At 56.8% G+C, this 17,148-nt stretch carries 13 protein-coding genes; 5 read left to right on the top strand and 8 right to left on the bottom strand.

Annotation, left to right across the window (positions count from 1 at the left end):
* The first annotated feature begins 44 nt into the window (after positions 1-44).
* Positions 45-785, top strand: a complete 741-nt coding sequence (cysQ, locus tag F153LOC_RS11585) for a 3'(2'),5'-bisphosphate nucleotidase CysQ (protein WP_102104458.1) — start codon at positions 45-47, stop codon at positions 783-785.
* On the opposite strand, the gene F153LOC_RS11580 is transcribed toward cysQ, so the two are convergent.
* The gene (locus tag F153LOC_RS11580) at positions 779-1,336 is read right to left on the bottom strand and encodes a YtfJ family protein (protein WP_100777859.1); all 558 of its coding nucleotides are present in this window, start codon (positions 1,334-1,336) and stop codon (positions 779-781) included. The genes cysQ and F153LOC_RS11580 overlap by 7 nt on opposite strands.
* A gap of 321 nt (positions 1,337-1,657) precedes the next feature.
* Here F153LOC_RS11580 and F153LOC_RS11575 point away from each other — a divergent pair, with 321 nt between their 5' ends.
* A complete protein-coding gene (locus F153LOC_RS11575) occupies positions 1,658-1,864 on the top strand; it encodes a DUF1107 domain-containing protein (protein ID WP_012015808.1) in 207 nt (68 codons plus the stop codon).
* Between the two features lie 74 nt (positions 1,865-1,938).
* Here F153LOC_RS11575 and F153LOC_RS11570 read toward each other — a convergent pair whose 3' ends face one another.
* From F153LOC_RS11570 to F153LOC_RS11545, 6 genes are all read right to left on the bottom strand, one after another.
* Positions 1,939-3,276 carry a hemolysin family protein gene (locus tag F153LOC_RS11570; RefSeq protein ID WP_100777858.1) on the bottom strand — a complete coding sequence of 446 codons (1,338 nt, stop codon included), beginning with the start codon at positions 3,274-3,276 and terminating at the stop codon, positions 1,939-1,941.
* 193 nt (positions 3,277-3,469) lie between these two features.
* The gene (locus F153LOC_RS11565; RefSeq protein ID WP_102104459.1) at positions 3,470-5,008 is read right to left on the bottom strand and encodes an MFS transporter; all 1,539 of its coding nucleotides are present in this window, start codon (positions 5,006-5,008) and stop codon (positions 3,470-3,472) included.
* Positions 5,009-5,066: 58 nt separating this feature from the next.
* Positions 5,067-6,092, bottom strand: a complete 1,026-nt coding sequence (locus F153LOC_RS11560; protein ID WP_102104460.1) for a Gfo/Idh/MocA family protein — start codon at positions 6,090-6,092, stop codon at positions 5,067-5,069.
* A 12-nt stretch (positions 6,093-6,104) separates the two neighbouring features.
* Positions 6,105-7,172, bottom strand: a complete 1,068-nt coding sequence (locus F153LOC_RS11555) for a Gfo/Idh/MocA family protein (protein ID WP_102104461.1) — start codon at positions 7,170-7,172, stop codon at positions 6,105-6,107.
* 2 nt (positions 7,173-7,174) lie between these two features.
* A complete protein-coding gene (locus F153LOC_RS11550) occupies positions 7,175-8,353 on the bottom strand; it encodes a Gfo/Idh/MocA family protein (protein WP_102104462.1) in 1,179 nt (392 codons plus the stop codon).
* A gap of 17 nt (positions 8,354-8,370) precedes the next feature.
* Positions 8,371-9,525 (bottom strand): Gfo/Idh/MocA family protein, encoded by a 1,155-nt coding sequence (locus F153LOC_RS11545; RefSeq protein ID WP_102104463.1) that lies wholly within the window; start codon positions 9,523-9,525, stop codon positions 8,371-8,373.
* Between the two features lie 190 nt (positions 9,526-9,715).
* On the opposite strand from F153LOC_RS11545, the gene F153LOC_RS11540 reads away from it, so the two are divergent.
* Positions 9,716-10,774, top strand: coding sequence for a LacI family DNA-binding transcriptional regulator (locus F153LOC_RS11540; RefSeq protein ID WP_100777852.1), 1,059 nt, complete (start codon positions 9,716-9,718; stop codon positions 10,772-10,774).
* On the opposite strand, the gene msrA is transcribed toward F153LOC_RS11540, so the two are convergent.
* Positions 10,775-11,416 (bottom strand): peptide-methionine (S)-S-oxide reductase MsrA, encoded by a 642-nt coding sequence (msrA, locus tag F153LOC_RS11535; protein ID WP_100777851.1) that lies wholly within the window; start codon positions 11,414-11,416, stop codon positions 10,775-10,777.
* A gap of 224 nt (positions 11,417-11,640) precedes the next feature.
* On the opposite strand from msrA, the gene tamA reads away from it, so the two are divergent.
* Together tamA and tamB are read left to right on the top strand one after the other, a co-directional pair.
* Positions 11,641-13,374, top strand: coding sequence for an autotransporter assembly complex protein TamA (gene tamA, locus F153LOC_RS11530; RefSeq protein ID WP_100777850.1), 1,734 nt, complete (start codon positions 11,641-11,643; stop codon positions 13,372-13,374).
* A complete protein-coding gene (gene tamB / locus F153LOC_RS11525; RefSeq protein WP_102104464.1) occupies positions 13,371-17,147 on the top strand; it encodes an autotransporter assembly complex protein TamB in 3,777 nt (1,258 codons plus the stop codon). Before tamA ends, tamB begins: the two co-directional genes overlap by 4 nt.
* Position 17,148: the final 1 nt, after the last annotated feature.

Raw genomic sequence — 17,148 nt, 5'->3', positions numbered from 1 at the left:
TAAAACAATAAGTTATGACCACTGCGATAACGAAGAGGTGGATAATGTTAGATAAAATTTGTCAGCTCGCACGGGATGCGGGTGATGCCATTATGCAGGTCTACGATGGCACAAAGCCGATGGACGTTGTCAGCAAAGCGGATGACTCTCCGGTGACAGCGGCCGATCTCGCGGCTCACGAGGTGATCCTCAAAGGGCTTCAGGCCCTGACGCCGGATATCCCGGTGCTGTCTGAAGAAGATCCGCAGAGCTGGGATGTGCGCCAGCACTGGCAGCGCTACTGGCTGGTTGACCCGCTGGATGGCACCAAAGAATTTATCAAGCGTAACGGTGAGTTCACCGTCAATATTGCCTTGATTGAAAAAGGGAAAGCGGTGCTGGGCGTGGTCTATGCGCCGGTGCTGAAGGTGATGTACAGCGCCGCAGAAGGCAAGGCGTGGAAAGAAGAGAGCGGTACGCGCAAGCCCATCCAGGTGCGCGACGCGCGACCACCGCTGGTGGTCATCAGCCGTTCCCACAGTGACGCTGAGCTGCAGGAGTACCTGCATCAAATCGGCGAGCACCAGACGACGTCGATTGGCTCGTCGCTGAAATTCTGCCTGGTGGCGGAAGGGCAGGCGCAGCTGTATCCGCGCTTTGGGCCAACCAACGTCTGGGATACGGCGGCAGGCCATGCGGTGGCGTCTGCCGCGGGCGCACACGTTCACGACTGGCAGGGCAAGCCACTGGACTACACCCCGCGCGAGTCGTTCTTAAATCCGGGCTTCCGGGTCTCGATTTACTGACCGAGCAATTTGTGCAGCAGGGCGACAACCTGCTGCACCTCTTCCTGCGTCAGCGCGCCGTCTTTCACCCACTGCACGCGGCCATCTTTATCCAGCACCACAATCGCTGAACTCTCCTCTTCCAGACCCCAGGCTTTACGCGTCACGCCATCGCTGTCGACAATAAACTGCGACCACGGATAGAGCTTTTTATTGCTCTCCAGGCTGCTGCGCACAAACATGCCCGAGCCTGGAATCGCGTCATCGGTGTTCACGATGGTGGTGGTCTGGTAGCGGTCGTGCGGGAATTTGCCTGTCTTAATCGCTTCCACGAGGGTGGCATTTTTCTCTTTTGCCGAGGTACGACCGGCAATATGTTGCACCACTCGCACTTTGCCCGCGAGCTGCGCGCTATTCCAGGGTTTATAGCTAAACTTATCATTGTCGAGAATCAATTCTCCCCGATCGGCAATACCGACTGGCGGCACACGTTGTCCCTTTTCAATGTTGTGTGCGGAAGCCATCAGCGGCAGTAACAGGCAGGCTGCGGCCAGGATGTTACGAAGGGTCATGGTGTTTCCTTATAGTTGCAGGTGATCCGACCACTTGGTCTTACGGTTTAATCATAAGTGCGATCAATCGGCTTTACCCGCAATCCGAGTGCCAGTTTGCGGGCGAACGCACATATCCGTAAAAAAACGAAGGCTTATACTGCTTTTAGAAATGCTATGCAAAGAATGTTCTGAATATTTGTAATCAAACGGTAAATAAACTTATGCATACTGGGTATCAACGTTTTTCTGGTCTATAGTCATTGAGCAATAAATTTGCGCTCAGGACAGTCGGCCCGATTGTGGCGCCGCAAGAGCGTATGATTCGCAGGAGATACAAGAATGAAAATTTTCCAACGCTACAACCCGCTTCAGGTGGCGAAGTACGTGAAGATCCTGTTCCGAGGACGGTTGTACATCAAGGATGTTGGCGCTTTCGAATTTGATAAGGGCAAAATTCTTATCCCGAAAGTGAAGGATAAACAGCACTATTCTGTGATGTCCGAAGTCAACCGCCAGGTTATGCGTCTGCAAACTGAGATGGCTTAACCACGTGCTATGCAGTAGTTAAAGCAGTATATAAAAACGGCTCCCATTGGGAGCCGTTGATGTTTGTGGGGCACTTACGCCGAGGCTTTCTCTTCCGCGTCCGGCAGCTTCGGCACCAGCACGGTCGGTTTGTTATCGATGCGTGTCACCAGCAGCTGGTCGATGCGGTAGTTGTCGATATCCACCACTTCAAACTTATAGCCGGAGAACTTCACCGAGTCGGTACGTTTCGGGATTTTACGCAGCATAAACATCATAAAGCCGCCAATCGTCTCGTAGTTGCCCGACTGCGGGAATTCGTCGATATCCAGTACGCGCATCACGTCTTCAATCGGCGTGCCGCCATCCACCAGCCATGAGTTCTCATCGCGCGCGACGATCTGCTCTTCCAGGCCCTGGCCGACCAGGTCACCCATCAGAGTGGTCATCACGTCGTTGAGCGTAATGATACCTACGACCAGCGCGTATTCATTCATGATCACCGCGAAGTCTTCGCCCGCAGTTTTGAAACTTTCCAGCGCTTCGGAGAGCGTCAGGGTGTCCGGCACAATCAGGGTATTGCGGATCTGCACACCGCTGTTCAGCGCCAGGCTTTGGTTAGCCAGCACGCGGTTCAGCAGGTCTTTTGAATCGACGTAACCGATGATGTGATCGATATCTTCGTTACAGACCAGGAACTTGGAGTGCGGATGCTCGGCCACTTTGTTTTTCAGGCTCTGCTCGTCTTCGTGCAGATCAAACCAAATCACGTTTTCGCGCCCGGTCATGGAGGACGGCACGGTACGGGATTCGAGTTCAAACACGTTCTCGATCAGTTCATGCTCCTGCTTACGCAGAACACCTGCCAGCGCACCGGCTTCAAACACCGCATAAATATCATCAGACGTGATGTCATCTTTACGCACCATCGGCAGTTTGAAGAGGCGGAAAATGGTGTTTGCCAGGCCGTTAAAGAACCAGACCAGCGGACGGAACACGTACAGGCAGAAGCGCATCGGGTTGATGATGCGCAAAGCCACAGCTTCTGGCGCAATCATACCGATGCGTTTCGGGGTTAAATCCGCGAACAGGATGAACAGGCCGGTCACCAGCGAGAAGGAGAGAATAAAGCTCAGCTGCTCGGACAGTTCAGGGGAGAAGTACTTCGAGAACAGGCTATAGAAAGCCGGAGAAAAGGCTGCGTCACCCACGATACCGCCGAGAATGGCAACGGCGTTCAGACCGATTTGCACCACGGTAAAGAACATACCGGGATTTTCCTGCATTTTCAGGATGCGTTGTGCATTGAGATTGCCATCGTCGGCAAGCAGTTTAAGTTTGATCTTGCGGGAGGCGGCCAGCGAAATCTCAGATATCGAGAAAAATGCACTGACGGCAATAAGACAAAGTATTACTAAAATACTGTTTAACATAGTTTATCCGGCTTCTCGCCAGATCCTCGGAAGGGAAGTTGATTTCGTTTGTGTGAAGACACATTGAACATCGGCTCGTAGCGTTGAGCCGATTATTTCAGCGGGTAGTATAGCGTAAACGTGTGTAAATCCGCCAGAGGTCACATTTTTGGCAAAAACAGGCCGGGCAGGCGGGTGCTGCCCGGCCCCTTAATCAGGACAAACTGACATTATCCACTGGTCGCCGTGCGGCGTTACCGCCCCAGACCTCGTCGTACTCATAGCCCGTGAGCTGTTTAATGACCACCCGGGTACGCGCATCGCAGTCGCGGTAATCGCCGCCAAGTTTGCGACGGGCGATCTCTTTGAGCAGCAGTTTGTGGGTGTCGCGCGTTAGGGTGAATTTATAGGTAGTGATGAAACTCACCGCCAGCAGCGCGGAGGTGGCAAACAGCATCAGGCCGATAATGGCGTACAGTGCCGATTCAGGCTGCGCACCGTTGCCTTTCACAAACCCGGACTCCTGCAACACCACGCCGATCAGCATGATCGCCAGCGCGACGGTGCTTTTACGCGTCAGCACCATGACGCCGGCAAAAATCCCCTCCCGGCGCTGCTGGGTAACCATCTCGTCGATGTCAGGAATAAAGCTGTAGATGTTCCACGGGATGTAATACAACCCGGCACGCGCCGCGCCAAGCAGAATAAAGACCGCCGAGAACAGCAGAGCAGGGACCTGGGTTTCCGTGTAATAGACGGCGAACAAGAACGCCAGCACGAAGAATATACAGCCGTAGGAGATTCGCAGCGCCGCCGACGGAGAAATATTCAGCCGGTTTAACAGCAGCATAAATCCGTAAGTGCCCGGTACCGAGGCGAACGCGGCGATACTGAGCCAGCCGGAAACCGCCGCTGCGTCCTGGCTCAGGCAATAAACCACGTAATAAGTAAAAACTGAACCGAACACATCCATCGCGGTAAACGAGAAAATATAGATGATGATGTGTAAACGAAAGGCGCGAATTTGGAAGGCGGAGAAGAGATCCAGTACCAGATATTTCAGGTGATTGAGTAAACCGCTACTGCGGTGGGTCTCAATTTTAAAATCGGACTCCTGATGCACATCTTTCGCCTCCCAGGTGGTGCGCCAGGTAATAAATACCGCGAGACAAAAGACGCAGGAGAAGATCAATCCGGTGAGGGTATATGTAAACGAATTATCTTTCCCGGTGAAATGCATAATCACGCCGGGCACAGACACCGCCAGAAAACCGCCGAGCTGGGAGCAGATCATCCGCACCCCGGACAAGCGGCTGCGCTCTTCGTAGCGGTTGGTCATCTCAGCCGCCAGCGTCTCCCACGGCACGAGCACCATCGCCGACAATAATTCAATCGACAAATAGGTGCCGAGATAATACCAGTAGCCCATATCGGTTACCCACAGCAGGGCATATAAAAACATCAGCGGTGAACTTAATAATAAAAAGAAGCGGCGGCGACCAAATTTTCGCCCGAGCCAGGTATTGCCAAAATTGTCAGTGATATAACCCATAATCGGGCTTAATACGGCGTCAATTACCCGCGCAATAGCAAAGATAGAACCGGCTTCGAGCACGCTCAGTCCGCAATAGGTGGTATAAAAAAATAACAGCCAGGTGCCAATAATGGCGAAAGCGCCTCCGCCAAACAGATCGGTTATGCCGTAGCCAAGCGCCACACCATAACCAACCCTGCGTTCAGTTGGTTTGACCATAATATTGATACTCAGAGTAGGGTTATTATGAACCAGATTTATTCTGGCCGATTTTTATTCACTGCTGATTAATCTCAATCCATTGCCGAATCTGGGATGAACGATAAATGGCCTCCACAAGGTTGATTGATTTTCCGGCTTCGCGAATATCGGTGTAATCCGCTTTTTCCGGGTCTTGGATGGCGGCATAAAAATCGCCAATCGCGTGCTGGTGGCCTAAACCCCAGTAACTTTTTGCCACACCGTTTGGCGATGCGTCGCTTACCAGTTTCACCCGCTCGCCGTTGCACAACCGCCACAGGGCGTTGTCGCACAGCTGTAAGGTGCCGTTTTCGCAGTGAATCTCAAGCAGCAGCGGCGAGTCGATGGTGTGGCAGTTGGTGGCGTAAAACAGGCCGCGCGCGCCGTTGGTGAAGTGCAGCGTCGCCATCGCGCTGTCCTCGGCTTGCGTCACGTCGGCCAGCTCACCGCTGTCGACGACCCCTTTCAGGCGCGTCACGCCGCCCGCAAACCACTGCATCAGATCGAGAGTGTGAATCGCCTGATTGATCAGCAAGCTCCCGCCCTCGGTGGCAAAACGCCCGCGCCAGGGGCTTTCGGTGTAATAAGCGCCCGAACGCGACCAGGTGAGCACGGCTTTGATACTCAGCATTTTGCCCATCTCCCCCTCTGCCAGCTCCCGTCGGATGCGCTGGCTGGTGGGGTTGAGCCGGTTCTGATAACACACGCCAAGCAGACCCGCCGCATTCTGCGCGGCGTGCGCGATCTCCGTGATTTCGCCGCCGTTCATCCCCACCGGCTTTTCGCAGAACACATGCTTTCCTGCCGCAAGGGCCGCCAGAATCATCCGTTTATGCTCGAAATGCGGCGTGCAGATGTGAATCACGTCGATTTCGTCATCCAGCAGCATCTCCTGATAATCCTGATAAAAGCGGCACTGATACGCCATCGCCAGCTTCAAACCGACTTCGCTGTTGATATCCGCCAGCGCGCGCAGGGTCACGCCAGGCATCTGGCGCAGGGCATTGACGTGGCAGCTGTGGATCGCACCGCCGCCGATAAGGGCTGCATTGAGCGTTTTCATCCGCACCTCTCGTTAATCCGCCGCGTTTGCCAGCATCTGCGCTTTCACGCACAGCTCGGCCGCTTTAAAGGCGTGCGCCTGGGTCATCGCGTTTTCGGTGCGATTCAGGCAGTCCAGAATTAGCTCGCCAAAGAACGGGAAGCCGACCTGGCCCGCCACCGGATAGCGGAACTCGCCCTCGTTGTTGACGAGATACACCACGTCCTGTTCGCCGCGCGTGAGATCGACATATTTGCGGATTTCGATATACCCGTCGGTGCCGAGCAGCGTCAGACGCCCATCGCCCCAGGTTGACAGCCCGTTGGGGGTAAACCAGTCGCAGCGGAAGTAGCCGCTGGCCCCGTTTTCACCCTTGAGCATCGCGTCGCCGAAATCTTCAAAATTGGGGTGGTGCGGATGGTTGAAATTTCGTGCCTGGCTGGCGACCACCGTGGCCTCGTGGTTGCCGGTGTAAAACAGGAATTGCTCGATCTGGTGGCTGCCGATATCGCACAGAATGCCGCCGAAATAGCGCCGCTCGTAGAACCAGTCCGGGCGGCCTTGCCCTTCGCGGTGCGGGCCCGTGCCGAGAGTCTGTACCACGCGACCTATCGCCCCCTGTTTCACCAGTTGCCCGGCAAACACTGCGCTTTCGACGTGCAGACGCTCGCTGTAATAGACCGCGTATTTACGCCCGGTTTTCGCCACCATCGTTTTGGCATCATCGAGCTGATCCAGCGTGGTCAGCGGCGCTTTGTCGGTGAAATAGTCTTTACCGGCAGCCATGACCTTCAGCCCCAGTGCGCAGCGCTCGGACGGAACCGCCGCCCCGGCGACCAGCTGCACGTCGCTGTCGGCAAGAATCACCTCCAGCGAGTCGGCGGCCTTCACCTGCGGATACTGCTGCACAAATTTATCCACTTTCGCGGGATCGGGATCGTAGACCCATTTCAGCGTCGCCCCGGCCTCCATCAGCCCGTTGCACATGCCGTAGATATGGCCGTGATCGAGAGCCGCCGCCGCAAAGACAAATTCACCGGGCTGGACCACCGGCTGTGGTTTGCCCACGGGCGCGTAATTCATACCGTCATGTTTATTCATGGTCAGATCCCCTGGTCCAGATTTTTGCCTAATGGAATGGCGCCGGTTTCGCTGAAATTGGCGACGCTGGCGGATTTTTGGTAGAAACGCGGGGCGAGCACGTTGGTGCCACCGGTGCGATAGAACGGGTCGTCGCGGGAGATGGGCAGTCGGACCACACTTCCAGTGATGGACGATTTATAGATGGCGGTGATGAGTTCAAGGGAGCGTTTGCCCTGTACGCCATCGACCAGCGGAGCGGTTTGCTGTTCAACCGCGCGCAGCAGGTCGTGGATCTGCCCGGTGTGCAGCGTCCACTCTAGTTTGGGCGTCTCGTGAAATACCGCATTCAGCTGCGTTTCGCGCGTCGTATCGTTCGCGGCCTGCGGGAAACCGTTGTCGGCGCTGACGCTGGCGAACACCTCCCACGGCGCAGAGATCCGCGCTTTCTCACCCTGAATCACAATCTTCTGATCTTCTCCGTGGTGCACCACGGAAGCGGTGAGCTGCGTGAGTGCGCCGCTGGGGTATTTGAAAATCGCGGCGCTCAGATCTTCCACTTCGGCGTTGTCGTGGGCGACGTTGGACATCATCGCCACCACTTCCGACGGAAAGCCCAGCATCCACTGGATGGCGTCGATGTGGTGAACCGCATGGTTGAGGGTGCAGCCGCCGCCCTCTTTCTCCCAGGTGCCGCGCCACCACAGGTCGTAATAGCAGTGGCCGCGCCACCAGAACGAGTCCACCTGTGCGTGGCAGATTTTGCCCGCCAGGCCGGAATCCAGCGCCGCTTTCAGCCGCCAGAAGGCGTCGGTAAAACGGTTCTGGGCGATGATCGACAGGGTTTTTCCGCTGGCTTGTTGCGCGGCAATCATCGCGTCGCACTCCTCAAGCGACGCGGCCATCGGTTTTTCACACAGGACGTGACACCCGGCGTTCAGGGCGTCAATGCTGATTTCGGCGTGGACGTAGGGCGGCGTGCAGACGTCGACGATATCAATATCTGCTTCGGCGGCCAGCATCTGCTGGTGGCTTTCATAGATGCGCGCGTCATTCAGGCCGTAGCGCGCTTTTTTCTCGTGCGCTTTTTCCGGGTAGATGTCCACCAGCGCCACGATGGTGCAGCGCTGGCCGAACTGCAAATAGCTCTGAATATGGTTATGCGAGATGTTCCCTGTTCCCACGATGGCGATTTTTAACATCGTTCTTTTCTCCGGTGTTACCAGGTGCCTGAGGCATCCAGGGTGCGGCTGGTGGTCTCTTTGTCCACAGAGGTGGCGATGCGCTGTTGCAGCAGGCGCAGGTACTGTTTCTCGTTGAGCGGAAGCGTGACCCAGTCGTCCGTCCAGGTTGATAAATGCATGGCGTTGGAGAGCGTCAGGCCGTTGATCCCCTCAAGCCCAGGCGCAATCAGCGGCTCGCCGCGCAGCACGGCGGCGCAGAAGTTGGCGGTAATGACGTGGTGTTCGCTGCACTCCGCAGCGACCGGAATGGAAACCTCCCAGCACTCCGGCTCGCCAAAGCCGTTTTGCCAGCGGGCGTTAAAGTCGGTTTCGGACTCCCGCAGCCGCCAGTAGCGCAGTTTTCCCTCTTCGACCACCACTTTGCCGCGATCGCCGGTGATCTCCAGCCGGTTGGTTCCCGGCGTTTCGGCGACGGTGGTGATAAACACCCCGGTCGCGCCATTGGCGTATTCGGCGTAGGCGGTCACCTCGTCTTCCACTTCAATCTGACGATGTTTACCGAACTGGCAAAACGCCCGCAGCCGCACCGGCATCCCGACCAGCCACTGCCAGAGATCGAGCTGATGCGGGTCCTGGTTGAGCAGCACGCCGCCACCTTCGCCCTTCCAGGTAGCGCGCCAGCCGCCGGAGTTGTAATAGCTTTGTGAGCGATACCAGTTGGTGATAATCCAGTTAGAGCGGCGGATTTCGCCCAGCTCGCCGCTGTCGATCAGATCTTTCACTTTCTGATACAGCGGGTTAGGGCGCTGGTTGTACATGATGCCGAACACCACGTCGCACTCGCGTGCGCAGGCGTTCATCTCCTGCACTTGTGCGGTGTAGACGCCCGCCGGTTTCTCGCACAGGGTATGAATGCCGTGGCGCATCGCCATGATGGAAAGCCGGGGGTGATCGTAGTGGGGCGTGGCGACAATGACAGCGTCGATTCGCCCGCTGGTGAGCAGCTCTTCGGCCTCATGAAAGAGCGCGACGGACTCGCCGACGAGCTGCCGAATGGCGTGATGTTTCTCGGGATCGTTATCGCAGACCGCCGTCAGACAGGCATCTTTAACGACACCCGCTAAAAGATAGCGCGCATGAACCGTGCCGATATTGCCGATACCAATAATGCCAAACCGTACCTTTTCCATGTCACACCTTAAGTCGTTAAAAAGAGTGATGAGGGGAAAATAGGAAAGGCGAACCGCAGCGACAATGTGTTTTTGTGAGAATACTCGCAAGGCGCATAAGTAAACACCTACGCCCGGTAAATTTGGTTTTAAAATCAACAGGCTGTTTCTGCAAATAATTGCAAAAACTGAATGCGAGCGAGGTCACACTATGCCGGGCAAGCTAAAAATGGACGAAATTGCGGCGTTGACGGGCTACTCCGTCAGCACCGTTTCCAGGGTTTTAAGCGGCAAATCCTATACCAGCGACAAGGCCCGCGAGGCCATCGTGCGCTGCGCGCGGGAACTTGGCGTGCTGGCGTCCATGGCGAGCGGGCGGCTGCTGATTAACGGCATTGCGGTGTTTGCCCCTGAACGCACCTTTCAGGGACGCGGGGATATTTTTTATCTTGAGGTGACGAAAGGCATTGCCGAAGCCAGTGCACCCCATGATGTCTGGATCAGTTATTGCGGATTAGAAGAACAGCGCGCAGACGTAAAATTATTTCTCGAAAAAGCCGGGCATAAAAATATTAACGCGATCATTATTATCGGCACTGATGATTCCACCATCTTTAAACTCGCCACCACCCTGAATAAACCCTGCGTTTTAATTAACTCCATCGATCGGGAAATGGCGCTCGATTCTGTTTCGCCCGATCATCGCGCCATCGGGTTTACCGCCATGCGCCATCTCTTCGAGCAGGGCCACCGCCGAATTCTGACCATGACCTGCCTGCGTCGTGAGACGCTCTACGCGCGCCTCGACGGCATTAAAGAGGCGTACCGCCATTTTCACGTGCCGTTCGACCCGCAAAATGATTTGCTGGTAACCGAGTGGTTTACGGCGGAGGAGGCCGAGCGCGCCCTCGACGACTGGCTGGCCGGGCACGATAAAACCCAGTGGCCGCAGGTGATTTTTCCTAACAGCACCAGTATGACGGAAGGGGTGCTCAGGGCGTTGCAGCGTCGCGGTCTGCGCGTGCCGGAGGATATCTCCATTATCACCACCGATTTCACCTGGAATTTGCAAAACCGGCTGGATGCGCCGGTGACGGGCGTCACGGTGCCGTGTCGTGAGCTGGGGATTGAGGCGGTGCACCTGCTTCAGACGCGGCTGAACCGGCCACAGGCGTCGGTGTTTAACCTGCTGTTGCAGGGTAAAGTGATGGATTTTGGATCGGTCAGTAATGCCACGCGCCACGCGGCTCGCGTGGCGCTGGATCAGTAATCAGGCCAACTGTGGCGGCAGGCAGACACCAATCCCGCCGATCCCGCAGTAGCCGTACGGGTTTTTGTGCAGATACTGCTGGTGGTCATCTTCCGCGTAGTAGAACGGCGTGGCGTTGGCGATTTCGGTGGTGACGTGACGCTTATCGCCCGCGGCATTCATCGCCTCCTGGAAGCGGGTCAGGCTGGCGCGCGCGGCGGCGTCCTGCTCCGGCGTCAGCGGGTAAATGGCGGAACGGTATTGCGTGCCGTGATCGTTACCCTGCTGCATCCCCTGGGCCGGATCGTGGTTTTCCCAGAAAACCTGCAATAATTGTTCGTAGCTGATGATCGCCGGGTCGTACACCACGCGCACGGCTTCCGCGTGGCCGGTATCACCCGAGCAGACTTCGCGATAGGTCGGATTAGGCGTGTAACCGCCGGTGTAGCCCGCCGCCGTGCTGTAGACGCCCGGCAGTTGCCAGAACAGACGCTCGACGCCCCAGAAGCAGCCCATGGCGAAGAGGGCGATCTCCATCCCGTCCGGGACGTTAGTCATTGAATGATTGTTCACAGCGTGTAAGGTAGCGACCGGCATTGGCGTATTACGTCCCGGCAGTGCATCTGCTTGAGAAACAAGATGCTTTTTGTCGAATAAACTCACGGTAGGGCCTCCGGGGCAGCGATGTTTCAGTTAAGGTTGTCATGGAGCGTTTAATTGAACACAATAAATACGCTGAATGAGTCTAGATTTAAACATAAGAAATATTAGGCCTCTCGGCCATTTTTCAACCCTCTTATTGGGTTTTGGGCTTTATGCCGTGATACGCCGCGGAGCGGTACATCAATTGCTTCCAGGGGTGGAAACAAGGATATTCAGGAGAGAACGTGCCAAAGATCCGCCAGTTTTGTTTGGTCAGTTTATTGCTGACAAGCGGGGTCGCCAGCGCGGCGAATGTCCGTTTGCAGGTTGAGGGGTTATCCGGGACGCTGGAAAAAAACGTGCGTGCACAGCTGTCAACGATTGAGAGTGACGAAGTGACGCCGGACCGGCGCTTTCGCGCGCGCGTAGATGACGCGATCCGCGAAGGGTTAAAAGCGCTGGGCTACTACGAACCCACCATTGATTTCGATTTACGTCCACCACCGGCCAAGGGCCGTCAGGTGTTAATTGCCCGCGTTTCCAAGGGCGAGCCGGTGCTGATCGGCGGCACCAACGTGGTGCTGCGCGGCGGCGCGCGTACTGACCGTGATTATCTGGATCTGCTGGGCACGCGCCCGAAAGTCGGCACCGTGCTGAATCACGGCGACTACGACCACTTCAAAAAAGAGCTTACCAGCGTCGCGCTGCGTAAGGGCTACTTCGACAGCCAGTTCAATAAAAGCCAGCTGGGCGTTGCCCTCGACCGCCGCCAGGCGTTCTGGGATATCGATTACGATAGCGGCGAACGCTACCGTTTTGGCGACGTGACCTTCGAAGGCTCGCAAATCCGCGACGAGTATCTGCAAAACCTGATCCCTTTCAAAGAGGGCGATTACTACCAGTCAAAAGATCTGGCAGAGCTGAACCGCCGCCTGTCGGCGACCGGCTGGTTTAACTCCGTGGTTGTTGCGCCGGAATTCGACAAAGCGCGCAAAACCAAAGTGTTACCGCTGCACGGGGTGGTTTCACCGCGTACCGAAAACACCATCGAAACCGGTGTCGGTTACTCAACGGACGTCGGCCCGCGGGTGAAAGCGACGTGGAAAAAGCCGTGGATGAACTCCTACGGCCACAGCCTGACCACCAGCGCCAGTATCTCCGCGCCGGAACAGCAGCTCGATTTCAGCTATAAAATGCCGCTGCTGAAGAACCCGCTGGAGCAGTATTACCTGGTGCAGGGCGGCTTTAAGCGTACCGATTTAAACGATACGGAGTCTGACTCCACCACCCTCGCATTGTCGCGCTTCTGGGACCTCTCCAGCGGCTGGCAGCGGGCGATTAATTTGCGCTGGAGTCTCGACCACTTTACCCAGGCAAACGTCACCAACACCACCATGCTGCTCTATCCGGGCGTGATGATCAGCCGTACCCGCTCGCGCGGCGGCCTGATGCCGACCTGGGGCGATTCCCAGCGTTACTCGATTGATTACTCCAATACCGCCTGGGGATCGGACGTCGATTTCTCGGTAGTACAGGCGCAAAACGTCTGGATCCGCACGTTCTATGACAAACACCGCTTTGTGACGCGCGGAAACCTCGGCTGGATTGAAACCGGCGATTTCGAACGTGTGCCGCCAGACCTGCGTTTCTTCGCGGGTGGCGACCGCAGTATTCGCGGCTACAAATACAAATCGATCTCCCCGAAAAATGACAAAGGCCAACTGATGGGGGCCTCCAAACTGGCGACCGGCTCGCTGGAGTACCAGTACAACGTCAGCGGTAAATGGTGGGGGGCGATGTTTGTCGACGGCGGTGAAGCGGTGAGCGATATTCGCAAAAGCGATTTCAAAACCGGTGCGGGCGTAGGCGTGCGCTGGCAATCGCCGGTCGGGCCGATCAAGCTCGATTTCGCCGTTCCGGTCGGCGACAAAGACGAACACGGTTTACAGTTTTACATCGGTCTGGGGCCTGAATTATGAGTTTATGGAAGAAGATCAGCCTCGGCGTTCTGATTTTTATCGTGCTGCTGCTCGGCACGGTGGCGTTCCTGGTGGGCACTACCACTGGCTTGCATCTGCTGTTTAACGCGGCTAACCGCTGGGTGCCAGGGCTTGAGATCGGCCAGGTGACGGGCGGCTGGCGCGATCTGCGTCTGAAGAATATCCGCTACCAGCAGCCAGGCGTGGCGGTGAACGCGGGTGAGTTTCACCTTGCGGTTAAGCTCAGCTGTCTGCGCGACAGCAGCCTGTGCGTCAACGATCTGTCGTTAAAAGACGTTAACGTGGCGATAGATTCGGACAAAATGCCGAAATCTGCCCCTGTCGAGGAGGAGGACAGCGGCCCGCTGAACCTCTCCACTCCCTATCCGATTGCGCTGTACCGCGTGGCGCTCAATAACGTCAATATTAAGATCGACGACACCACCGTTTCGGTGATGGACTTCACCTCCGGCCTGCGCTGGCAGGAGAAAAACCTGACGCTGACGCCGACCTCTCTACAGGGGCTGCTAATCGCCCTGCCGAAAGTGGCGAAAGTGGCACAGGAAGAGATTGTCGAACCGAAAATTCAGAACCCGCAGCCGGAAGAGAAACCGCTCGGCGAGACCCTGAAAGATCTCTTCTCGAAGCCGGTTCTGCCGGAGATGACCGACGTTCATCTGCCGCTCAATCTGAATATCGAAGAGTTTAAGGGCGAACAGCTGCGCCTGACGGGCGACACGGATTTGACCGTGTTCAACATGCTGCTGAAAGTGAGCAGCATCGACGGCACCATGAAGCTCGATGCGCTGGATATTGATACCAATCAGGGGAGCGTGAACGCGACCGGGCAGGCGCTGCTGCGCGACAACTGGCCGGTGGATATCACCCTCAACAGCGCCCTGAATATCGACCCGCTCAAAGGCGAGAAGGTGAAGCTGAAAGTGGGCGGTGCGCTGCGCGAGAAGCTGGAGTTTGGCGTGAATCTCTCCGGCCCGGTAGATATGGTGTTGCGCGGGCAGACTCAGCTGGCGGAAGCGGGTTTACCGCTGAATCTTGAGGTGGTGAGCGAACAGCTTTACTGGCCGTTTACCGGCGAAAAACAGTTCCAGGCCGATAAGCTGAAGCTCAAGCTGAGCGGTAAAATGACCGATTACACCCTGTCGTTCCGCACGTCGGTGAAAGGCGAAGGGTTACCGCCTGCGGACATTACCCTGGATGCGAAGGGTAACGAGCAGCAGATTAACCTCGACAAACTCTCCGTGGCGGCGCTGGAAGGCAAAACCGAACTGACGGCGCTGCTCGACTGGCAGAAAGCGATCAGCTGGCGCGGCGAGCTGAACCTCAAAGGGATCAACACCGCCAAAGAGGTGCCGGACTGGCCGTCGAAGCTCGACGGGACGATCAAAACGCGCGGCAGTCTGTACGGCGAAAGCTGGCAGATGGAGGTGCCGGAGCTCAAAATCACCGGCAACGTGAAGCAGAATAAAGTGAACGTCGAAGGCTCTCTGCGCGGGAACAGCTATCTGCAGTGGATCATCCCGAAACTGCACGTGGCGCTCGGACGCAACACCGCCGATATCAAAGGCGAGCTGGGCGTGAAAGATCTCAATCTGGATGCCACCATCGACGCGCCAAATCTCGACAATGCCCTGCCGGGCCTCGGCGGCACTGCGAAAGGCTTAGTGAAAGTGCGTGGCACCGTCGATGCGCCGCAACTGCTGGCGGATATCACCGCCAACAATCTGCGCTGGCAGGAGCTTTCCGTCGCGCGCGTTCTGGTGAAAGGCGACGTTAAATCCACCGATCAGATCGCGGGCAACCTGAACCTGCGCGTCGAGCGGATTTCCCAGCCGGATGTGAATATCAGCCTGGTCACGCTGGACGCAAAAGGCAGCGAGAAGCAGCACGATCTCCAGCTGCGCGTGCAGGGCGAGCCGGTCTCCGGCCAGCTGCATCTGACGGGGAGTTTTGACCGCAAAGAGGAGCGCTGGAAAGGGGTTCTGGATAATACCCGGTTCAGCACGCCGGTAGGGCCACTGACGCTGTCCCGCTCCATCGCGCTGGATTACCGCAACGCCGAGCAGAAAATCAGTATCGGACCACATTGCTGGACTAACCCGAACGCCGAACTGTGCGTGCCGCAGACCATTGATGCCGGTGCGGAAGGGCGTGCGGTGGTGAATCTGAACCGCTTCGATCTCGCGATGCTCAAGCCGTTTATGCCAGAAACTACCGAAGCGAGCGGCGTCTTTAGCGGTAAAGCCGATGTGTCCTGGGACACCACCAAAGAAGGGCTGCCGCAAGGTAACGTGACCCTTTCCGGGCGTAACGTAAAAGTGACCCAGACGGTGAACGACGCGCCGCTGCCGGTGGCGTTCGAGACGCTGAACCTGACGGCGGATCTGCATAACAACCGTGCGGAGCTGGGCTGGCTGATTCGCCTGACCAACAATGGACAGTTTGACGGCCAGGTGCAGATCACCGATCCGCAGGGACGGCGTAATCTGGGCGGTAACGTCAATATTCGCAATATGAACCTGGCGATGGTGAACCCGATCTTCTCCCGCGGCGAAAAAGCGGCGGGGATGCTCAGCGCCAATCTGCGTCTGGCGGGCAACGCCGAAAGCCCGCAGCTGTTTGGTCAGATGCAGCTCAACGGTGTGGATATCGACGGTAACTTTATGCCGTTTGATATGCAGCCGAGCCAGATCTCAATGAACTTCAACGGCATGAGCTCGACGCTGGCCGGGGTGGTGCGCACGCAGCAAGGGCAAATCAACCTGAGCGGTGACGCCGACTGGAGCCAGATCGATAACTGGCGCGCGCGCGTGGCGGCGAAAGGCAGCCGGGTGCGTATCACGGTGCCACCAATGGTGCGCCTCGACGTGTCGCCGGATGTGGTGTTCGAGGCGACGCCGAGCCTGTTTACCCTCGATGGCCGCGTAGATGTGCCGTGGGCGCGCATCGTGGTTCACGACGTGCCGGAAAGCGCCGTCGGCGTTTCCAGTGATGAGGTGATGCTGAATAACGATCTGAAGCCGGTCGAAACCAAAAGCGCCGCGATTCCGATTAACAGTAACCTGATCATTCACGTCGGCAACAACGTGCGTCTCGATGCGTTTGGCCTGAAGGCGCGACTGACGGGTGACCTGAAAGTCGCGCAGGATCAGCAAGGGCTGGGCCTGAACGGGCAAATTAACATTCCGGAAGGGCGTTTCCACGCCTACGGCCAGGATCTGATTGTGCGCAAAGGTGAGTTGCTGTTCTCCGGCCCGCCGGACCAACCGCTGCTCAACATCGAAGCGATTCGTAACCCAGAGTCGACCGAAAACGATGTGATTGCCGGGGTGCGCGTCACCGGAACGGCCGACGAGCCGAAGGCGGAGATCTTCTCCGATCCGGCGATGTCGCAGCAGGAAGCGCTCTCTTATCTGCTGCGCGGGCAGGGTCTGGACAGCCAGCAGAGCGATAGTGCGGCGATGACCTCAATGTTAGTCGGCCTGGGGGTTGCACAAAGTGGTCAGGTTGTGGGTAAAATCGGCGAGACGTTTGGCGTAAGTAATCTGGCGCTGGACACCCAGGGGGTCGGTGACTCTTCGCAGGTGGTGGTCAGCGGCTATGTACTGCCGGGTCTACAGGTGAAATATGGCGTGGGGATCTTTGACTCACTGGCAACTCTCACGCTACGCTATCGGCTGATGCCTAAGCTATATCTGGAAGCGGTGTCTGGCGTAGACCAGGCGCTCGATTTGCTCTATCAGTTTGAGTTTTAGC

Source organism: Lelliottia sp. F153 (assembly GCF_002870005.1).
GTDB lineage: Bacteria > Pseudomonadota > Gammaproteobacteria > Enterobacterales > Enterobacteriaceae > Enterobacter > Enterobacter nimipressuralis.
Note: the sequence above shows the minus strand (reverse complement) of the source record. Positions and strands in the feature narration are given on the sequence as shown.

Coding starts and splice junctions, on each gene's coding strand:
- F153LOC_RS11560 (WP_102104460.1), bottom strand. CDS start 6,092: ATGAAAACGCTCAATGCAGCCCTTATCGGCGGCGGTGCGATCCACAGC.
- F153LOC_RS11565 (WP_102104459.1), bottom strand. CDS start 5,008: ATGGTCAAACCAACTGAACGCAGGGTTGGTTATGGTGTGGCGCTTGGC.
- F153LOC_RS11580 (WP_100777859.1), bottom strand. CDS start 1,336: ATGACCCTTCGTAACATCCTGGCCGCAGCCTGCCTGTTACTGCCGCTG.
- cysQ (WP_102104458.1), top strand. CDS start 45: ATGTTAGATAAAATTTGTCAGCTCGCACGGGATGCGGGTGATGCCATT.
- F153LOC_RS11575 (WP_012015808.1), top strand. CDS start 1,658: ATGAAAATTTTCCAACGCTACAACCCGCTTCAGGTGGCGAAGTACGTG.
- F153LOC_RS11545 (WP_102104463.1), bottom strand. CDS start 9,525: ATGGAAAAGGTACGGTTTGGCATTATTGGTATCGGCAATATCGGCACG.
- F153LOC_RS11550 (WP_102104462.1), bottom strand. CDS start 8,353: ATGTTAAAAATCGCCATCGTGGGAACAGGGAACATCTCGCATAACCAT.
- F153LOC_RS11570 (WP_100777858.1), bottom strand. CDS start 3,276: ATGTTAAACAGTATTTTAGTAATACTTTGTCTTATTGCCGTCAGTGCA.
- F153LOC_RS11540 (WP_100777852.1), top strand. CDS start 9,716: ATGCCGGGCAAGCTAAAAATGGACGAAATTGCGGCGTTGACGGGCTAC.
- F153LOC_RS11555 (WP_102104461.1), bottom strand. CDS start 7,172: ATGAATAAACATGACGGTATGAATTACGCGCCCGTGGGCAAACCACAG.
- tamB (WP_102104464.1), top strand. CDS start 13,371: ATGAGTTTATGGAAGAAGATCAGCCTCGGCGTTCTGATTTTTATCGTG.